The sequence below is a fragment of the Micromonospora sp. C41 genome (assembly GCF_018070485.1).
Classification (GTDB): Bacteria; Actinomycetota; Actinomycetes; order Mycobacteriales; family Micromonosporaceae; genus Micromonospora; species Micromonospora chalcea.
The window spans coordinates 22,251-40,103 of record NZ_JAGPXP010000017.1; the positions used below are offsets into that span (position 1 = coordinate 22,251).

Here is a 17,853-nt window from a genome sequence, read left to right on the forward strand (position 1 = left end):
AGCCATTTGCATCTGGCGATGCAGAAGAGGGTCGTCGTAGGGTTCCGCCATACCCCGAACGACGTACCCGCTGGGCGGATCCGCCCAGTTCCTCATTGGAACGGTGGCTGGTCGTGACTGCACATCCCGTGGCGGAAGATCCTGCCTCGACGACGGTGGACTGGGTGGACGACATCCTGTTCACCGGCCGCGACACCGACGTCTGCCTGCGCCTGCCCGAACCGGTGGACAAGGGCACGCTGCGCCGGCTCGTCGGCGAGGCGCAGGACCGGCTCGCCGAGGCCGGGCTGCGCGCCGGAGGCGCCGCCGCGCTGCGTCTGCCGCCCTCGCTGGCGTACGTGGCGCACCTGCTCGCCACCTGGCGTACCGGCGCCCAGGCGGTGCTGCTGGACCACCGGCTCACCGACCACGAGGTCGACCAGGCGCTGCGCCGGCTCAGCCCGCAGGTGGTGGTCGCCCCGGTGCGCTCCGGCGGCGGCGCGCTGCGGATCTTCGTCGACGTCACCGCCGGCGTCAGCGCGTACTCCGACCGCCCGGCGGGCAGCCCGCACGCGGTCATCCAGCTCAGCTCCGGCTCCACCGGGCCGTCCAAGGTGATCGGCCGCACCGCCGCCGACCTGGTCGGCGAGGTGCGCCGCTACACCCGCATCGACGGCGTCGCGCTGCCCGGCGAGCGGATCATCCTGCTGCCCAGCATGGTGCACGTGCTCGGCCTGGTCGGCGGCCTGCTCTACGGGCTGCACGCGGGCGTCGAGCTGTGCCCGCCGGAGCGGCTCAGCGGCGACGCGATCCTCGCCGCCGTGGCCGCCCAGGACACCCCGGCCACTGTGCTCGGCGTGCCGTTCCACATCGGGCTGCTCGCCTCCACCACACCGGCCGGGCCGCTGCCGCAGCTCAAACGCATGACCACCGGCGGTGAGCTGGTGAGCGCCGCCGTGGCCAATGCCTTCACCGACCGCTACGGCGTGCCGCTGGGCAACATGTACGGGATGACCGAGGTCGGCGTCATCGGCACCGACCTGTACGGGCGGCACCGCCCCGCCATCGCGCCCGCCCCCGGCATCGAGGTGCGCGAGCGTGACGGCGAGCTGTGGGTCAGCTGTCCCGCCAACCCGTACGTCGGACTGGCCGACCCGACCCGGTGGGCCGACGGCTGGCTGCACACCCGCGACGCCGGGGTGGTCGACCCGGACACCGGCCTGGTCACCATCAAGGGCCGGCTGGACTCGCAGGTGTCGGTGGGCGGCCTGAAGGTCGACCTGACCGAGGTGGAGGCCACAGTGGCCGGGCTGCCCGGCGTCGTCGCCGCGGTGGTGGTCTGGGACGACGGCATCACCGCGTACGTCCAGGCCGACGGCTCGCTGACCGAGGAGACGCTGGACAAGCTGATCGCCGAGCGGCTGGCCGGCTTCAAGCGTCCCCGCACGCTGCGGCTGCTCGACCAGATGCCCCGCACCACCACCGGAAAGCTGGTCCGGTCGGTCCCGGCGCTGCGGGACGCGGCGTCGTGACCGGACCGCTGTACGAGCCGCGCAACCGCCGGACTTCCGCCGGACGTCCGATCCACCCCGATTCCCGACCCGCCCCGGCCGAGCGGCGCGCCACCCGCGCGTCCGAGCCGGCCGGTCCACACGCACACGGTGTCCCGACCGGGCACCGTCAGCCGGTACACGGAGAAGAGGTCTGAACCCATGCGAGACCAGGTCCGCACTTTCGTCGTCGAACAGCTCGCCGACATGAACTACGACGTGGACGAGCTCGACGACGACACCACGCTCGGCCCTTCCGGCGTCGACCTGGAGTCGCTGGCCCTGGCCGACCTCGCGGTCCGCGTCGAGGACCGGTACGGCGTGAAGTTCGCCGACGACGAGTCGGAGAAACTGGCGCTGATGACGGTCGGCGAGTTCACCACGATGGTCGCCGACCGGGTGGCCGCGAACAGCGACAAGTCCTGATGTCCGGTCAGCCCGACCTGGGGCGAGCTGACCTGGTGAGCATGCTCGCCGAACTGACCGCGAAACCCGCCGACCAGGTGCCGGACCGGCTCGGCTCGATGGAGCTGGCCTGGCTGGTGCACATGGTCGAGCAGCGCCACGACCGCCGGCTGGACCTGAGCGACGACGAACTCGCCGGCATCCGCACCGTCGACGACGCGCTCGCGGTGTTCCGCGGCGCGCTGACCGCTCCCGCAGATGGCTGAGCGGGAAACCGTACGGATCACCGGCACGTACGCGCTCAGCGCCCTCGGCAGGGGCGCGGACGCGCTGCTGGCCGGGGTGCTCACCGGCGCCCCGGCGTTCGGACCGGTGCGCCGTTTCGACACCACCGGCCGCCGGGTCACGGTGGCGGCCACAGCGCCGGACGTCGGCACGCTCGCCGACGAGCTGGCCGACGCGATCGACGCCGCCGCCGGGGCCGCCGGGCTGGACCGGGCCGGGCGCGCCGGGTCGGCGCTGTTCCTGGCCACCCACGGCGGGCCGCACTCGCTGCCCGTACCGCAGGGGCGGGACGCGCCGACGGTGCCGGCGCTGGCCGGTCACCTGGCCGCGCGGTGCGGCCTTGGCGGGCGGACCCGGATCTACACCACGGCCTGCGTGTCGGCGAGCAGCGCGGTTGCCGACGCCGCCGCGCTGATCCGCCGGGGCGACCTGGAGCGGGTCGTGGTCGCGGCCGGTTACCTGGTCGAACCGGACCAGTACGCGCTGTTCGACGCCGGGCGGGCGCTCGCCGCCGACGGCGCGGTACGCCCGTTCAGCGCCGGGCGCAAGGGACTGCTGCTGGGCGACGGGGTGGCCGCTGTGGTGCTGGAGTCGGCGAGTGCCGCCGCCCGGCGGGGCGCCGAGACGGTGGCGACGGTGGCCGGGTGGGGGCGGGCGGGGGACGCCTACCACGCGTGCCAGCCGCACCCGGAGGGGCTGGGGCTGGCCCGGGCGGTCGAGGCGGCGCTGCGCCGCGGCGGGCTGCCCCCGGACGCGGTCGGTTATGTCAACGCCAACGCCACCGGCACCCCGTTCAGCGACGCCTCCGAGGCGGCGGCGCTGACCCGGGTGTTCGGCGACGACGCCGGGCGGCTGCCGGTCAGCTCCACCAAGTCGGTGCACGGGCACGCGCTGGAGGCGTCCGGGCTGCTGGAACTGCTGGTCACCGTGCTGGCCCTGCGGCACGGCAAGCTGCCGGTCACCGCCGGCTGGCTCGGCCCGGACCCGCAGTGCCCGCTGGACGTCATCCGCGACGCCCCGCGCCCCGCGCGCACCGCACACGCCCTGACCCTCAACGCCGCCTTCGGCGGCGCCAACACCGCACTCCTGGTGAGCACCTCATGACCGCCTCCACCCCAAGGCCTCCGCGATCTTGCACTTCCGGCCCCGGCAAAACGGGCACAACGCCCGCCGAGAGGGCGCCAACCGCAAGATCGCGCAACGACGCGGAGGCGCGGTGGCCCGAGGACGGGGATGAGGGGCCGGCGGGGGTGCCGGGGTTTGTGCACTCGGCGTTCGCGCCTCTCGTGGTGGCGGTGGCCGAGCGGTGCCTCGCGCGGCGCTACGGCACCGGGCCGCTGCCGCCGGGCAACGGCACGGCGGTGGTGCTGGTCAGCGCCGGCGGGGACACGGCCAGCGCGGCGCACGTCCGGGCCGCGGTGGACGCCGGTGACCGGATCGGGCCGCTGTTCTTCTTCCAGTCGGTGCCGAACAGCGTGGCCGGGCACGTCGCGGCGCGCTGGGGACTGGACGGGCCGGTGGTGTGCCTGAGCCCGACCGGCGACCCGCGGGCCGAGGGGGAGGCCGAGGCGGACCTGCTGCTGCACGACGGCGACGCCGCACAGGCGTTGCTGATCCTGATCGAACTGGCACCGGACGGTACGCCGGGCAAGGCGACCGCGGTGCTGCTGGGGGAGGGAACACGTCAATGAGGACGAAGGGACTGCGCGGCGCGCTCGCAGCCGACGCGGAACTCGGCGCGGGCAACGTGCTCGCCCGGGTGCTGGCCCACGGCGCCGACCCGGACGGGCCGGGGCTCACATTCGACACCGAGGTCGACGGCCACCCGGCCGAGACCCCGCTGACCCTGGGGCGGCTCGACCGGATGGTCGCCGCCCGGGCGGCCTGGCTGCACGGACTCGGCGTGAAACCCCGCGACCCGGTCGCCGTCTGGGCCGGTACGGCCGCCGACATGGTGCTGTCGTTCCTGGCGCTGACCCGCCTCGGCGCCATCCCGGCGCTGATGAACGGCAGGCTGCGCCCCGAGATCGCCGCCGAGTACATCCGCCGGCTGCGCGCCGCCGGGGTGCTCGCCGACGCCGCGCACGCGCAGGCGCTGGCCGGGCACGACCTGGGCGCGCCGATGCTCGGCGAGCCCGCGCAGGCCGGGACCGGCGACCCGGACGCGGCGCCCGCGCACTACCGGCACCACCCGGACGACCCGATCGTCATCACCCACACCTCCGGCACCACCGGAGTGCCGAAGGCGGTGCTGCACTCGCACGCCAGCCTGTTCGCCGCCACCCGGCACCTGCTGTCCATGCCGCAGGCGCAGGGCACCACGCGCATCCTCAACGCGCTGCCCGCCCCGCACACCGCCACCGTGCTGATGGTCAACCAGGCGCTCGGCAACCGGGCGGAGATGTTCCTGCTCTCCGAGCAGGGCGGCGAGCGGGTGCTCGACGCGATCCAGCGGTGGCGCCCCGACGGCGTGTTCGGCTTCTCCGTCACCTGGGCCGAGCTGGCCCGCTTCGACCTGTCCGGCTACGACCTGGACTCGGTGCGGCTGTGGTTCAACACCGGCGACTGCTCGCACGAGCCGCACGTACGGCGGCTGGTCGCGGTGGGCTCCCGCGACGTGGTGACCCGTCAGGGCGTGACCCGGGTACCCGGGTCGGTGTTCATCGACGGCCTGGGCTCCAGCGAGATGGGCCACTCGATGTTCCACATCACGCACACCTCCGACACCGACAGGTACGGCCGCTGCGTCGGCCGCCCGTACCGGTTCACCAAGGTCGCGGTGCTCGACACCGACGGCAACGAGCTGCCGCCCGGGCAGGTCGGCTGGCTCGGCATCGACTCGCCGTCGCTGTTCCGCGGCTACTGGAACGACTCGGTCACCACGTACCGGTTCCGGCTGCGCGGCTGGTACCTCACCGGCGACCTGGTGTACGCCGACGAGGACGGCCGCTACTACCACCTGGACCGGGCGGTCGACTCGGTCGAGGCGGGCGACGGCAAACGGTTCTTCACCGCGCTGTCCGAGGAGCGCATCCTGGCCGCCAGCCCCGACGTGACCGACTGCACCGTGGTGATCGTCAAGGCGGACGACGGCACGGTCACCACCGACGTGCTGCTGGAACTGGCCGCCGGCGCCGACCCGGACGCGGACCGTACCGAGCGGATCCGTACCGCGCTGGGCCCGGACGTGGGCGCCACGCTGCGCCGGATCGTCCCGGTGCGCGCCGACGACATCCCGGTCACCGTCACCGGCAAGGTACGCAAGGTGGCGCTGCGCGAGCGCTATCTGACCGAGGCGCCGTCGTGACCGCCGTCGTCACCGGCATGGGCCTGTTCACCCCGGCGGGGCGCGGCGTGGCGGACACGTTCGACGCGCTGCTCACCGGCCGCTCCGGGCTGCGTCGCCCGCCCGAGGGACACCCGGCGGCGGGCAGCCTGGAGGTGGCCGGCGTGCTGCCGGACATCGACCCGCGCAGCGTCGCCTCCGGACCGGAGACGAAGGTGCTCGACCGGGTGGTGCTGCTGGCCCTGATCACCGCCGCCGAGGCGCTCGCCGACGCGGGTATCGAGGTGGGCCGCGACGTCGACCCGGAGCGCATCGCGGTGATCGTCGGCGGTGTCGGCGGGATGTCCACGCTGGAGGGGCAGGTGCTGGCGCGGGCCGCCCGGGGCCGGGCGGCGGTCAGCCCGTATCTGCTCACCGGCATCCTGCCGAACATGCCGTCGGCGCGGATCGCCATCGCGCACGGCATCCGCGGCTACAGCTCGTCGGTCGGCACGGCCTGCGCCTCCGGCGCCCAGGCGGTCGCCGACGGGGTACGCCTCATCCGCTCCGGCGAGGCCGACGTGGTGGTGTGCGGGGCGAGCGAGGCGCCGCTGTTTCCCACGTTCGCCGACACGTTCGGCAACGCCCGGGCGCTGGCCCGGGGCTGGGACGAACCCACCGAGGCGAGCCGCCCGTTCGACAAGCGGCGCAACGGGTTCGTGCTGGCCGAGGGCGCGGCGCTGCTGGTGCTGGAGCGCGCCGGGCACGCCGACGGTCGGGGCGTGCGCGGCTACGCCGAGGTCGCCGGTTTCGGGGCGAACACCGACGCGTACCACCCGACCGCGCCGCGCCCGGACGGCGCGGGAGCGGCCGCGTGCATGCGCCGGGCGCTGGCCGCCGGCGGGATCGGGCCGGGCGACGTCGGGTACGTCAACGCGCACGGCACCGGCACCAAGCTCGGTGACGTCGCCGAGACGATCGCCTTGGCCGAGGTGTTCGGCCTCGGCGGCGTCCCGGTCAGCTCCACCAAGGCGCTCACCGGGCACCTGCTCGGCGCATCAGGGGTGCTGGAGGCCGCCGCCACCGCGCTGGCGCTCGAAAGTGGCCTGCTGCCGCCCACCTACCACCTGGACGACCCGGACCCGGAGTGCGAGGCGGACCACGTCCGCGCCGTGCCCCGGCCCACCCGGGCCGACCACGCGCTGACGAACTCGTTCGGGTTCGGCGGCCAGAACGTCAGTCTGCTCCTGCGCCGGCTCTCCGGGCCGGCCCGCCGGGCCGCCACCCCGGCCGCCGGCTGACCGGACTCCAGTCCCGGGCGTCCGTCCGGGTCGCGATCACGGGGGGAACAGGGGAAGCCCATGACCATCAACGGGATAGACCATCTCGAACTGTACGTGGGAGACGCCCGGCAGGCGGCCTTCTACTTCGACAACGCCGTCGGTTTCCGGCTGCGCGGGCAGGGCGGGCCGGAGACCGGGCTGGACGGGCAGCGTTCGCTGCTGCTGGCCCAGGCCGGCATCCGGCTGCTGCTGACCACCGGGCTGTCCGCCGAGCACCCGGCAGCCACGTACGTGCACCGGCACGGCGACGGCATCGCCGTGGTGGCGCTCGCCGTCGACGACGCCGCCGGGGCGTACGCGGAACTGGTGGAACGCGGCGCGACACCGCTGAGCCCGCCGCGCACCTTCACCGGCGCGGACGCCGAGGTCGTGGTCGCCGAGGTCGGCGGTTTCGGCGACGTGGTGCACCGCCTCGTCCAGCGCAGCGGTGACCCGGAGGTGTTCCTGCCCGGGGCGATCGAGCCGGTGGCCGCGCCGGACGGCGACGAGCTGCTGGCCGAGGTGGACCACCTGGCCGTCTGCGTACCGCCGGGGCAGCTCGACGAGATCGTCGCGCACTACGAGAAGGTGTTCGGCTTCGCCGACATCTTCACCGAGCACATCGAGGTCGCCGGTCAGGCGATGAACTCCAAGGTGGTGCAGAGCCCGTCGGGGAAGGTCACGCTGGTGCTGCTGGAGCCGGACACGAGCGCCCGGCCCGGCCAGATCGAGGACTTCCTGCGCTGGCACGCCGGCGCCGGAGTGCAGCACCTGGGGCTGCGCACCGACGACATCGTCACCGCCGTCGGCGCGCTCGCCGGGCGCGGGGTGCGGTTCGCCAGCACGCCCGGCGCCTACTACGACGGCCTGGAGCAGCGGGTCGGCCGCCTCGACGCGCCGGTGGACCGGCTGCGCGAGCTGAGCATCCTGGTCGACTCCGACCACGACGGGCAGCTGCTGCAGATCTTCACCGAGTCGATGCACGTGCGCCGCACCCTCTTCCTCGAACTCATCGAGCGGCGCGGGGCGCGCACCTTCGGCAGCGGCAACATCAAGGCGCTCTACGAGGCCAAGGAACGCGAGCTGGCCGCGGCGGGGGCGACCCCTGCTGCCGCGGCCGGAGGGGTAGGGGCATGACCACCATCGATCCCGGGCTGACCGCCGAGGAGGAGGCGCTGCTTCCCTCCGACGAGGACGTCCGGCACTACGCCGAGCACGGCTGGTACCTGTCGAAGAAGCTGCTCACCGACGACGAGGTGGACGAGCTGGTCGCCGCCACCGACAGCTACTACGCCGGGGAACGCGACCGGCGGCTGCCGGTGCGGCCGCCGAAGCTGGCCTACTGGGAGCCGGCCAAGGGCGACGTGCAGCGGCACAACGACTACGTGCACCACGAACACGACGGCATCGCGCGCATCCTGCGCAAACCGCTGATCGGGGCGGTCGCCGCCCGGCTGGCGCAGGCCACCGAGATCCGCATCTTCCAGTCCACGCTGATCTGGAAGCCGCCGATCGCCGGTGAGCCGTCGAACATCGTGCCCTGGCACTTCGACAAGCACTACTGGGCGTCCTCGTCGTCGGAGAACATGCTCACCGCGTTCATCCCGTTCCACGACTGCGGCGAGGAGATGGGCACCATCACCATGGTCGACGGCTCCCACCGCTGGCGGGAGATCGGCGCCGACGACACGGTGGTGCGGCACTTCGCCGACCGGGACCGCGACCAGCTCGAAGTCATGCTCGCCGAGAACGCGGCGTACAACGGGGCGACGATCCGCAAGATCCCCATGGTGATCCCCAAGGGACACATGAGTTTCCACCACTGCCGCACCTACCACGGCAGCGGTGCGAACGTCAGCGGGCGGCCCCGCCGGGCCATCTCGCTGCACCTGCAGGACGGCGACAACGCCTGGCGGGAGTATCCGCTCTCCGACGGCACGCTCGCCGCGTACAACCACGACGTGCTGGTCCGCCGCACCCACGAGGGCCGGCCGGACTACGCGGACCCCGATTACTGCCCGGTCATCTGGCGCGACCGCGCCCAGCAGGGAGGCTGACAATGTCACGGTACGACTGGGGTAAGACGCACCCGGGCATCGAGCGACTCGAGCGGGCGGTGACCGAGCGCCGCGACGTGGTGGTCAAGCACCCGCTCTACGCCAACCTCGACACCCACGACGCGCTCGTCACGTTCATGGAGCACCACGTCTTCGCGGTCTGGGACTTCATGTCCCTGCTGAAGTCGCTGCAGCGGCAGCTCACCTGCGTCACGGTGCCGTGGATCCCGACCGGCCCGACCGGCAGCCGCCGCCTGATCAACGACATCGTCATGGTCGAGGAGAGCGACGAGCTGGGCGACGGCTACATCAGCCACTTCGAGCTGTACGTGCAGGGCATGACCGAGGCCGGCGCCGACACCACGGCCGTGAACAAGCTCGTCGACCTGCTGCGCGACGGCACGCCGGTCACCGAGGCGCTCGGCGCGGCGGGCGTACCCGCGGCGTCGGCCGCGTTCGCCGGCACCACCTGGCGGATCATCGAGACCACCCCGGTGCACTGCCAGGCCGCGGCGTTCGCGTTCGGCCGCGAGGACCTCATCCCGGAGATGTTCACCCAGGTCGTCGCCGTCAACGAACGCAGCAACCGGCTCAACAAGTTCGTCGACTACCTGGAGCGGCACATCGAGGTCGACGGCGAGCAGCACACCCCGATGGCCATGCAGATGCTGGCCGACCTGTGCGGCGACGACGACACCAAGTGGCAGGAGTGCGCCGACACGGTGAACGCCGCGCTGGCCGCCCGCGCCCGCCTCTGGGACGACATCCTCGCCGCCGTCAAGGAGGGCCGTCCGGCGTGACCGGCTCCGACCCGCTCCGGCTCTACCGGACGGTCCGGCTGATCCGCCGCTTCGAGGAGCGCGCGATCGAGCTGGTCCGCGCCGGACAGATCGTCGGTGGCATCCACCCGTACCTCGGTCAGGAGGGGATCGCCGCCGGCGTCTGCGCGGCGCTGGACCGCGAGGACCTGGTCACCGGCACCCACCGCGGGCACGGGCACGTGCTCGCCAAGGGCGCCGACCCGGCCCGGATGCTGGCCGAGCTGTGCGGCCGGGTCACCGGGCTCAACCGGGGCCGGGGCGGGTCGATGCACGCCGCAGACTTCGGCGTCGGCGTCCTCGGCGCCAACGCCATCGTCGGAGCCGCCGGCGCGATCCTCACCGGAGCGGTGTGGGAGCGCCGGCGGCGCGGCGCCGACATCGTCGGCGCCACCTTCTTCGGCGACGGCGCGGTCAACGAGGGCATGCTGCTGGAGGCGTTCAACCTGGCCGCGCTCTGGCGGGTGCCGGTGCTGTTCGTCTGCGAGAACAACGGCTACGCCACCACCATGCCGGTCGAGGGCGCGGTCGCCGGCACCATCGCCGGGCGGGCTGCCGCCTTCGGCATGCCGGCGGCCGCCGTCGACGGGCAGGACCCCGAGGCGGTACGCGAGGTCACCGCCGCCGCCGTCGCGCGGATGCGCGCCGGCGGCGGCCCCGAGCTGGTCGAGGCCCGCACCTACCGCTTCGACGCCCACCACACGTTCGAACATCAGGTACGCCTCGACTACCGGCCGCCGGAAGAGGTGGCCGAGGGCCGGTCCCGCGATCCCGTCGACATCGCCGGAGCGCGACTCGACCCGGCGGTACGGGCCGAGGTGGACGCCGCCGTCGAGGCGGAACTGGACGCCGCCGTCGAATACGCGCTCGCCGGTCCGCACCCCGACCCGGCGACCGCCCTGGACCACCTGTACGCCAGCGGGCTCACCGCCCGGACCGGAGGTGGCTGATGCCCCGGCTCTCCTACCGCAGGGCGCTCACCCGGGCGCTCGCCGACGAGATGGCCCGCGACGAGTCGGTCGTGGTGCTCGGCGAGGACATCCGGGTGGCCGCCGCGAACGTCACCACCGGCCTGCTGAAGAAGTTCGGCCCGGAACGGGTCCGCGACACGCCCCTGTCCGAGCAGGCGTTCACCAGCTTCGCCACCGGCGCGGCGCTGGCCGGGGCCCGCCCGGTGGTGGAGTTCCAGATCCCGTCGCTGCTGTTCCTGGTCTTCGAGCAGATCGTCAACCACGCGCACAAGTTCCCGCTGATGACCGGCGGCCAGTGCGCGGTGCCGGTCACCTACGTGGTGCCCGGCTCCGGCTCCCGCACCGGCTGGGCCGGGCAGCACTCCGACCACCCGTACGCGTTGTTCGCCCACGTCGGGGTGACCACAGTCGTACCGGCCACCCCGGCCGACGCGTACGGGCTGCTGGTCTCCGCGATCCGCTGCGACGACCCGGTGGTGGTCTTCGCCCCGGCCGGCGCGCTGGACCTGCGCGCCGACGTCACCGACCTGACGCCGGTGCCGCTGGGCCGCGGGATCGTCCGCCGCCCCGGCGCTGACGTGACGGTGGTGGCCGTCGGGCACCTGGTGCACGACGCGCTCGCCGTCGCCGAGGAACTCGCCGGGCAGGCGTCGGTGGAGGTCTTCGACCCCCGCACGCTCTACCCCTTCGACTGGGACGGCCTGGTCGAGTCGGTGAGCCGCACCGGGCGGCTGGTGGTAGTCGACGACGGCAACCGCTCCTGCGGCATCGCCGGGGAGATCATCGCCACCGTGGTCGAGCGGGTCCGGCTAGCCGCGCCACCCCGGCGGGTCACCCGCCCCGACGGTGCCGTGCTGCCCTTCGCCCCGGCCCTGGACCGGGCCGTGCAACCCGGCCGCGACCAGCTCACCGCCGCCATCCAACTGACCCTCAAGGACGGATGAACGATGGACCCGAACTACACGTGGCCGCCACTCGGCCAGGCGTGGACCGACCTGCCCGAGTCCACCCGTACCGCGATGGTGACCACCGGCGCCGCGGCCTGGGAGAAGATCTTCCACGGCCGGGCCACGTACAACAAGCAGTGGCGGCTGGCCCGTCCGCCCGTCTTCACCGCCGACGCGTTCGGCGAGCTGAACGAGGTCTGCGACCGCATCGCCCAGCTCATCCTGGAAGCCTGCCGGCGCCGTGCCCGCACCGCCGGTGAGCTGCAACGGCTCCTCGACGTGCCGGAGGGGGAGACCCGGCTGCTCGACCCGGACGAGGAACTGCACGAGGGGCTGCTCGCCGCGTACCGGCCGGACGTGCTGTTCTCCGGCGGCGTGCCGTGCATCGTCGAGTACAACATCGACAGCAGCCTCGGCGGCGGCTTCGACGCCGACACCGTCATCCAGCGGTACGCCGAGCTGTACCGTACCCATGACCTGCTCGACGGCGCGCGGCCCGCGCCGTCCCTGCTGGACCAGCGGTTCGCCGCCATCCGGGACACGCTCGGCCTGGCCGACGGCGCGCGGGTGGCGCTGCTGATGGACTTCGACGCCGACTACCCGGGACTGGACGACCCGGAGACGTTCATCCGGATCCTGTCCCCGCTGATCGACCAGGCCCGCCCGTTCGGCATCGACCTGGTCATCGCCCCGGTCGCCACCGCCGGCCTGGACGCGCAGAGCCGCCTGGTCGTCGGCGGCGCCCCGGTGGACGCCCTGTTCCGGCTGTTCGTGCCGAACCGGGTCACCCCCAGCCCCGGCCTGGACGCGGTCGCCGGCGCGCTCGCCGCCGGCACGCTGCCGATGTTCGTCAGCAGCGCCGCCTGGCTGCTCAGCAACAAGCTCAACTACGCCTGGCTCTGGGAGGACCTGGACCTGCTGCCTGAGGACGACCGGACGCTGATCCGCCGGTACGTGCCGCACACCGTCGCGCTCACCGCCGACCAGCTCGACCGGGCGCTGGCCGAACAGGCCGACCTGGTGGCCAAGCCGGCCGGCGGATCGGCCGGGCACGGAGTGCTGATCGGCCGCGAGATGACGGCTGTCGCGTGGGCGGACGGGGTGCGCGCGGCGATCGCCGAGGGCGGCAACATCCTGCAGCGCTACCACGAGGCGGACCGGGTGGCGATGGACTTCGTGCAGATCGAGACCGGTGAGACGGTCACCGCCGATGTCCCGTACAGCCTCGCCCCGTACCTGTTCGGCCGTACCGGTTCCGGCGCGCTGGCCCGGGTCGGCTACCCGGGCTGCGACGAGGTCCTCAACCTCGCCCGCGGCGTCCTCCTGACCGGCATCCTCCTAACCGACTGACCCCCTCCCCGCCTGCCCGCTTCGTTGATCAAGGAGTTCGTGTCCTCATCGGGGCGCGTGACCGACCCCAAACTCCTTGGTCAACAACGTGGATCCGGGCCGAGGGCGCCGGGCGCGGGTGAGGGGGAGGGGAGGGGGAGGGCGCGGTCAGGGGTGGGGGAGGTGGGTGGCCAGGACTCTCAGGGTTTCGGCTGTGGCTATCGCGTCGCTGCGGGCGCTGCCGTGCCGCCCGTCGCTGCTGTACAGCGACGGGTCGGCCACCAGCGGATGGTCGGTCAGGTGCACGTGCAGCGTCCCCAGCCGCTCGGCCACGCCCCGGGTGTGCCGCGACAGCCGGCGCATCCGCTCGCCCAGGCCCGCGCGCAGCGTCTCCGGCACGGCTGGGCTGTGCGAGACGTCGAACATGCCCACAGTGATCACGTCCGCCCCCGCTTCCCGCAGCGCGGTGATCATGGCGGTCAGTTCGGCGTCGACCGAGTCCGGGTCGTAGGCGGACCGGAACGCGTCGTTGCCGCCGCACACCACCAGTGCGAGATCCGGTGCGAAGGCCAGCGCGTCGGCCAGCTGGACGGCCCGCACCTCGTGCGCGCGCAGCCCGCGCCGCCCCAGATTCAGGTACGCCAGCTCCGGCCGGACGGCGCGCAGCTCGGCGGCGATCCGGTCGGCCCACTGGAGGTCCGGGTAGCCGTCGACCGGCTCGCACAGTCCTTCCGCGACGCTGTCGCCGAGCACCACGAACCGGCGCCACGGGTGCCCGCGCAGCAGCTCGGTGGCCTCGCCCGGACGCAGGCACCACGGATCAGTCGCCTCGGTCAACGTCGATGCCATGATCGGCAGGCTAGCCGAGCGCCCGGCGCGGCAAAAGAGGCTCAGCTCAGCAGGGTCAGCAGTTCGCCGGGCCGGGACAGGCGGAGGTCGGCCGGTTCGGCCGGATCGTACTGATGGCCCCACGCGGCGGCCACCGCCACCGCGCCGCTGCTGCGGGCGGCGCGCAGGTCCAGCGGCGAGTCGCCCACGTACGCGGCCCGGCCGGCCGGCACGCCGAGCCGCCGGCAGGCCACCTCGACGCCCTCGGGCGCCGGTTTGGGGCGGGTGACCTGGTCGCCGCCGAGCACGACCCGGAAGTGACCGAGCAGGCCGACCCGGTCGAGCATGATCTCCGCCGCCCGGTGGCTCGCGCCGGTGAACACGCCCACCGGCACCCGGGCGGCGAGGTCGGCGAGCATCTCCGCGACTCCGGGGTAGACGCTCACCCGCCCGGCCGTCGCGGCCAGTTCGGTGTGGTAGCGGTCGAGGTCAGCGGCGGTGGCGGGGCGCCGGAGCAGGTGCGTCAGCAGGTCGGACGGTGAGCCGATCGAGTAGCCGGCGATGACCTCGGCGTCGGTGTACGACGGGCCGCCACCGGCCCGCACCGCCGCCCGGTACGCCGCCGGCACCACTTCGTGCGACTCGATGAGCGTGCCGTCCATGTCGAAGACGACGGCGTCCACCGGGCGGCTCACGCGGCCCCGGCCCGGTGCGCGGCGGCGAGCCGCTTCGGCGCGCGGGCGTGCCACGCCTCGGTGATCAGCTCGGTCAGGTCGTCCACGGCGATCCGGTCGAGCCGGACCAGCACCGCCGGGTAGCCGTCGAGGTGCGGCGTGGTGAAGTAGACCGCCGGGTCGTCGGCGAGCAGCGCCTCCTTGGCGCCCAGGTCGGGCACCCGGGCGCCGAGGATCGGGCCGTCCGGCGCGGCGTCGCCGAGCGCTTCGAGGTCGCTGCGGCGCAGCGGCCGGTCCCAGACGAACATCTTGTCGCGCACCCGCCAGGCGGGCAGGTCGTCGTACGAGCCGCGCTCGGTGGTCTCCGGCAGGGCCAGCGCGATGCGCCGCACGTCGTCCCAGGTCGCCATGGCCCCGACCCTACCGCCGCCCACCGACACCCCGGCTCAGACCGGTGTGGGGGTCGCCGGTTCCGGGGCCGGGCGGCGGGACGCGCGGGTCAGCAGCAGCGGCCCCACGGTCAGCACCAGGCAGACCACCGACATCACCAGCAGCGCCGGGGTGAGGTCGAGCAGCGCCACCGACCAGCCGCCGAGCAGCGCGCCGACGGGCAGGCCGAGGAACGCCACCGACCCGGAGATGCCCAGCACCCGGGTCTGCAGCTCGCCCGGCACCCGCTGGTAGAGCGCCGCGCCGAGCAGCGGGTTCACCGCCGCGATGCCGATGCCGGACAGGAACGTCACCACGAGCACCACGACCAGGTCGTCGCTGAGCGCCAGCGCGAGCAGCCGGGGCGCGCCGCTGAGCGTCAGCCCCACCGCGAACGTCGTCCCGGCGGGCAGCCGGGTGCCGAACATCGTGAACAGCACGTTGCCCAGCAGCGCGCCGCCCGAGAACACACCGAGCAGCAGGCCGAAGCCGGCCGGGTCGCCGAGCACCTGGTTGACCCAGAGCGGGATCCAGACCGCGACGCTGGCGTTGGCGAACATGTTCGACACCGAGACCACCAGCAGCATGATCATCAGCGTCCGGTCGGTGCGCAGGTACGCGAAGCCGCCGCGCAGCGCCCGCAGGTAGGGCTCCCGGGGTGCGGGTTGCGCCGGCGCGGGCGGCCGGACCAGCACGCCGATGAGCAGCGCGCAGACCGCGAACGTGGCCGCGTCGATCCAGATGGCCCGGGTCAGCCCGACCCAGTCGATGAGCAGTCCGCCGAGCACCGCGCCGAACAGCGTCATGCCCCGGGCCAGGCCGTCGTAGGCGCTGGTGAGCCGGATCAGCGGCACCCCGGCCCGCTCGGCGGCCGGTTTGAACAGTACGTGCTTGACCCGGTCGCCGATGCCGCGCAGCCCGCCGGCGACCGCCACCAGGACCAGCAGCGTGCCGAACCCGAGCCAGGGGGCCAGCGCCACCACCGCCATCGCGACGGCGCTCGCCGCGTCCACGAACACGGAGGTACGGCGTACCCCGAAGCGGTCCGCCCACGGCGTGGCCAGCGCGCTGGAGAGCATGTACGGCAGCGTCTCCGCCGCCGCGACGAGTCCCATCTTGGTGGGGCTGCCGGTGGTCTCCAGCACCAGCCAGGGGATGGCCACCACGGAGATCCGGGTGCCGAGGTTGGACAGCAGGTCGGCGCCGACCAGGGTGTACAATTCCCGGCGCGGGTTCATGCCGAGCTGCCGATCACGGTGCCCAGCGTGTCGGCGTCGGCGGGATGCGCGGCGGCGTACCGGGCCCGAAGCGCCCGTTTGTCCACCTTCGCGGACCGGTTCAGCGGCAGCGCGTCCACGAACTCCACGGCGCCGGGCGCCCACGTCTCGCTCAGCTCCCGCACCACCAGCGCGATCAGCTCCTCGCCGGTCACCGACGCGCCGGGCGCCGGCACCACGTACGCGTACGGCAGCTCCCCGGCCACCGGGTCCGGCACGCCGATCACGGCGGCGGCCCGCACCTCGGGATGGCCGGCGAGCACGTCCTCGATCGGGCGGGAGTAGATCGGCCAGCTGCGCGCCCGGGTGAGGATCCGGTCCTGCAACCGGTCGACCAGGTAGAGGTAGCCGTCGGCGTCGAGGTGGCCGATGTCGCGGGTGCGGACCCAGCCGTCGACGAGCGTCTCCGCGGTCAGCTCCGGCCGGCCGTGGTAGCCGGCGAAGCTCAGCTTCGTCCGGACCCACACCTCGCCGTCGTCGCCGGGCGGCAGCACCCGGCCGTCGGCGTCGCGGATCTCCACCGTCACGTCGCCGTACGGGCGGCCGCAGGAGCGCAGACGCTCCGGGTGCTCCGGGTCCTCGGTGAGCCCGGGCAGCGCGCAGATGACCACCGCCTCGCTGAGGCCGTACACGATGCGCAGGCACGGGCCGAAGCGGGCGATGGCCTGGCGCAGCCGGGCGGGCGCGGCGGGCCCGGCGCCCACGTTGAACATGAACATGGCGGAGAAGTCGGCGCCCGGCAGGTCGGGGTGGTCGAGCACCTCGTAGAGCATCGGCGGGGTGACGAATGTGGAGGTGAGCCGCTCGGCGTCCACTGTCGCGATGAACGCGGCCGGGTCCCACTGCTCGCGCAGGAACAGCACGCCGCCGGTGAACAGGTTGAACAGCGTGGTGATCTGGCCACTGGCCAGCCACATCGGTGAGTGCGACAGGTGCCGCAGCAGCGGGAACCCGGCGCCCCGGAAGTCGGCGGCCAGGGCGAGGATCTGCCGGTAGAAGCTCTCCCGGTGGTGCACCAGCTTCGGCGTGCCGGTGGTGCCGCTGGTCTGCAGGAACGACTCCGGCGCGGGTGCGTCGGCGGGCAGCTCAGCCGCCGGCTCGCCGGCCGTCGCGGTCAGGTCCGGTCCGGCGCCGCCGGGGCCGAGGCAGAGCACCGGTACGCCGGACAGCCCGGCCGCGATCTGGACCGCCTGCGGGTCGCGCGGGTCGTACACGAACGCCTCCGGCGCGGACAGCGCGACGAACTCGTCGACCTCCCGCCGCGAGGTCACCGGGGCGACCCACATGCTCCGGCAGCCCAGCAGGTGCAGAGCCAGTTGCAGCAGCGGACCCTCGACCGTGTTGCCGAGCATCACCAGCACGGCCGCGCCGGGGCGTACCCCGTGCCGGCGCAGCGCGGCGGCCAGGCCGCGCACCCGCGCGGCGACCTGGGGGTAGGTGAGGCGGCGTCCGCCGCCGACGAGCGCCTCCCGGTCGCCGAAGCCGGCGAAGAGCTCCAGCGCCTCGTGCACATAGTTCGGCCGGTCGGTCATCGGGCAGCCCCCATCATGGTCCGCGAGCGGCGTCCGGCCAGGTCAGGGCCGGGACATGACGGCAGGTGCCAGGTCGGCGACCGCACCGCCGCCAGCTTCCGAGCCTAGGCAGCGGCGGTCCACCGCGGACAGAGCCGATCGTCGCTGCGTCCCGCGACGTGGGCATTTGATCATGTCGATCAGGT

At 73.8% G+C, this 17,853-nt stretch carries 18 protein-coding genes; 13 read left to right on the top strand and 5 right to left on the bottom strand.

Annotation, left to right across the window (positions count from 1 at the left end; genetic code table 11):
* Nucleotides 1-113: 113 nt before the first annotated feature.
* The 13 genes from KBX43_RS19025 (at nt 114) to KBX43_RS19085 (ending at nt 12,949) form a co-directional block, all read left to right on the top strand.
* Nucleotides 114-1,511, top strand: a complete 1,398-nt coding sequence (locus KBX43_RS19025; protein WP_064446474.1) for a class I adenylate-forming enzyme family protein — start codon at nt 114-116, stop codon at nt 1,509-1,511.
* 180 nt (nt 1,512-1,691) lie between these two features.
* Nucleotides 1,692-1,955, top strand: a complete 264-nt coding sequence (locus tag KBX43_RS19030) for an acyl carrier protein (protein ID WP_043323623.1) — start codon at nt 1,692-1,694, stop codon at nt 1,953-1,955.
* On the top strand, nt 1,955-2,200 hold the full coding sequence (locus KBX43_RS19035; RefSeq protein ID WP_043323626.1) for a hypothetical protein: 246 nt from the start codon (nt 1,955-1,957) through the stop codon (nt 2,198-2,200). Before KBX43_RS19030 ends, KBX43_RS19035 begins: the two co-directional genes overlap by 1 nt.
* Nucleotides 2,193-3,323 (top strand): beta-ketoacyl synthase, encoded by a 1,131-nt coding sequence (locus tag KBX43_RS19040; protein ID WP_209962127.1) that lies wholly within the window; start codon nt 2,193-2,195, stop codon nt 3,321-3,323. Before KBX43_RS19035 ends, KBX43_RS19040 begins: the two co-directional genes overlap by 8 nt.
* Before the next feature lie 146 nt (nt 3,324-3,469).
* Nucleotides 3,470-3,910: a beta-ketoacyl synthase chain length factor gene (locus KBX43_RS19045; RefSeq protein WP_210886161.1), complete on the top strand. Its 441-nt coding sequence runs from the start codon at nt 3,470-3,472 to the stop codon at nt 3,908-3,910.
* The gene (locus KBX43_RS19050) at nt 3,907-5,526 is read left to right on the top strand and encodes a class I adenylate-forming enzyme family protein (RefSeq protein WP_210886165.1); all 1,620 of its coding nucleotides are present in this window, start codon (nt 3,907-3,909) and stop codon (nt 5,524-5,526) included. Before KBX43_RS19045 ends, KBX43_RS19050 begins: the two co-directional genes overlap by 4 nt.
* On the top strand, nt 5,523-6,785 hold the full coding sequence (locus KBX43_RS19055) for a beta-ketoacyl synthase (protein WP_210886179.1): 1,263 nt from the start codon (nt 5,523-5,525) through the stop codon (nt 6,783-6,785). Before KBX43_RS19050 ends, KBX43_RS19055 begins: the two co-directional genes overlap by 4 nt.
* Nucleotides 6,786-6,845: 60 nt before the next feature.
* A complete protein-coding gene (gene hppD / locus KBX43_RS19060; RefSeq protein ID WP_113972838.1) occupies nt 6,846-7,943 on the top strand; it encodes a 4-hydroxyphenylpyruvate dioxygenase in 1,098 nt (365 codons plus the stop codon).
* Entirely contained in the window at nt 7,940-8,863 is a 924-nt protein-coding gene (locus tag KBX43_RS19065; RefSeq protein WP_043323636.1) for a phytanoyl-CoA dioxygenase family protein, read from the top strand. The genes hppD and KBX43_RS19065 overlap by 4 nt, the downstream gene beginning before the upstream one ends.
* 2 nt (nt 8,864-8,865) lie before the next feature.
* Complete coding sequence (locus tag KBX43_RS19070; protein WP_013286631.1) at nt 8,866-9,663, top strand: DUF3050 domain-containing protein; 798 nt, start codon at nt 8,866-8,868, stop codon at nt 9,661-9,663.
* Entirely contained in the window at nt 9,660-10,631 is a 972-nt protein-coding gene (locus tag KBX43_RS19075) for a thiamine pyrophosphate-dependent dehydrogenase E1 component subunit alpha (RefSeq protein WP_210886183.1), read from the top strand. The genes KBX43_RS19070 and KBX43_RS19075 overlap by 4 nt, the downstream gene beginning before the upstream one ends.
* Entirely contained in the window at nt 10,631-11,596 is a 966-nt protein-coding gene (locus KBX43_RS19080) for an alpha-ketoacid dehydrogenase subunit beta (protein WP_064445768.1), read from the top strand. The genes KBX43_RS19075 and KBX43_RS19080 overlap by 1 nt, the downstream gene beginning before the upstream one ends.
* 3 nt (nt 11,597-11,599) lie before the next feature.
* Nucleotides 11,600-12,949, top strand: a complete 1,350-nt coding sequence (locus KBX43_RS19085; RefSeq protein ID WP_064445769.1) for a hypothetical protein — start codon at nt 11,600-11,602, stop codon at nt 12,947-12,949.
* Nucleotides 12,950-13,096: 147 nt separating this feature from the next.
* Here KBX43_RS19085 and KBX43_RS19090 read toward each other — a convergent pair whose 3' ends face one another.
* Genes KBX43_RS19090 through KBX43_RS19110 form a run of 5 tightly spaced genes read right to left on the bottom strand, consistent with a single transcriptional unit; the run spans nt 13,097 to nt 17,668 of the window.
* Nucleotides 13,097-13,777, bottom strand: coding sequence for an SGNH/GDSL hydrolase family protein (locus tag KBX43_RS19090; RefSeq protein WP_210886186.1), 681 nt, complete (start codon nt 13,775-13,777; stop codon nt 13,097-13,099).
* Nucleotides 13,778-13,818: 41 nt separating this feature from the next.
* Nucleotides 13,819-14,451, bottom strand: coding sequence for an HAD family hydrolase (locus KBX43_RS19095; RefSeq protein WP_210886189.1), 633 nt, complete (start codon nt 14,449-14,451; stop codon nt 13,819-13,821).
* Entirely contained in the window at nt 14,448-14,840 is a 393-nt protein-coding gene (locus KBX43_RS19100) for an MmcQ/YjbR family DNA-binding protein (RefSeq protein WP_064445772.1), read from the bottom strand. The genes KBX43_RS19095 and KBX43_RS19100 overlap by 4 nt, the downstream gene beginning before the upstream one ends.
* Nucleotides 14,841-14,876: 36 nt before the next feature.
* On the bottom strand, nt 14,877-16,097 hold the full coding sequence (locus tag KBX43_RS19105; protein ID WP_209962115.1) for an MFS transporter: 1,221 nt from the start codon (nt 16,095-16,097) through the stop codon (nt 14,877-14,879).
* Nucleotides 16,094-17,668 (bottom strand): class I adenylate-forming enzyme family protein, encoded by a 1,575-nt coding sequence (locus KBX43_RS19110; protein ID WP_210886192.1) that lies wholly within the window; start codon nt 17,666-17,668, stop codon nt 16,094-16,096. The genes KBX43_RS19105 and KBX43_RS19110 overlap by 4 nt, the downstream gene beginning before the upstream one ends.
* Between the last annotated feature and the right edge of the window lie 185 nt (nt 17,669-17,853).

Coding starts and splice junctions, on each gene's coding strand:
- KBX43_RS19065 (WP_043323636.1), top strand. CDS start 7,940: ATGACCACCATCGATCCCGGGCTGACCGCCGAGGAGGAGGCGCTGCTT.
- KBX43_RS19030 (WP_043323623.1), top strand. CDS start 1,692: ATGCGAGACCAGGTCCGCACTTTCGTCGTCGAACAGCTCGCCGACATG.
- KBX43_RS19080 (WP_064445768.1), top strand. CDS start 10,631: ATGCCCCGGCTCTCCTACCGCAGGGCGCTCACCCGGGCGCTCGCCGAC.
- hppD (WP_113972838.1), top strand. CDS start 6,846: ATGACCATCAACGGGATAGACCATCTCGAACTGTACGTGGGAGACGCC.
- KBX43_RS19070 (WP_013286631.1), top strand. CDS start 8,866: ATGTCACGGTACGACTGGGGTAAGACGCACCCGGGCATCGAGCGACTC.
- KBX43_RS19105 (WP_209962115.1), bottom strand. CDS start 16,097: ATGAACCCGCGCCGGGAATTGTACACCCTGGTCGGCGCCGACCTGCTG.
- KBX43_RS19085 (WP_064445769.1), top strand. CDS start 11,600: ATGGACCCGAACTACACGTGGCCGCCACTCGGCCAGGCGTGGACCGAC.
- KBX43_RS19040 (WP_209962127.1), top strand. CDS start 2,193: ATGGCTGAGCGGGAAACCGTACGGATCACCGGCACGTACGCGCTCAGC.
- KBX43_RS19035 (WP_043323626.1), top strand. CDS start 1,955: ATGTCCGGTCAGCCCGACCTGGGGCGAGCTGACCTGGTGAGCATGCTC.
- KBX43_RS19050 (WP_210886165.1), top strand. CDS start 3,907: ATGAGGACGAAGGGACTGCGCGGCGCGCTCGCAGCCGACGCGGAACTC.
- KBX43_RS19100 (WP_064445772.1), bottom strand. CDS start 14,840: ATGGCGACCTGGGACGACGTGCGGCGCATCGCGCTGGCCCTGCCGGAG.
- KBX43_RS19090 (WP_210886186.1), bottom strand. CDS start 13,777: ATGGCATCGACGTTGACCGAGGCGACTGATCCGTGGTGCCTGCGTCCG.
- KBX43_RS19110 (WP_210886192.1), bottom strand. CDS start 17,668: ATGACCGACCGGCCGAACTATGTGCACGAGGCGCTGGAGCTCTTCGCC.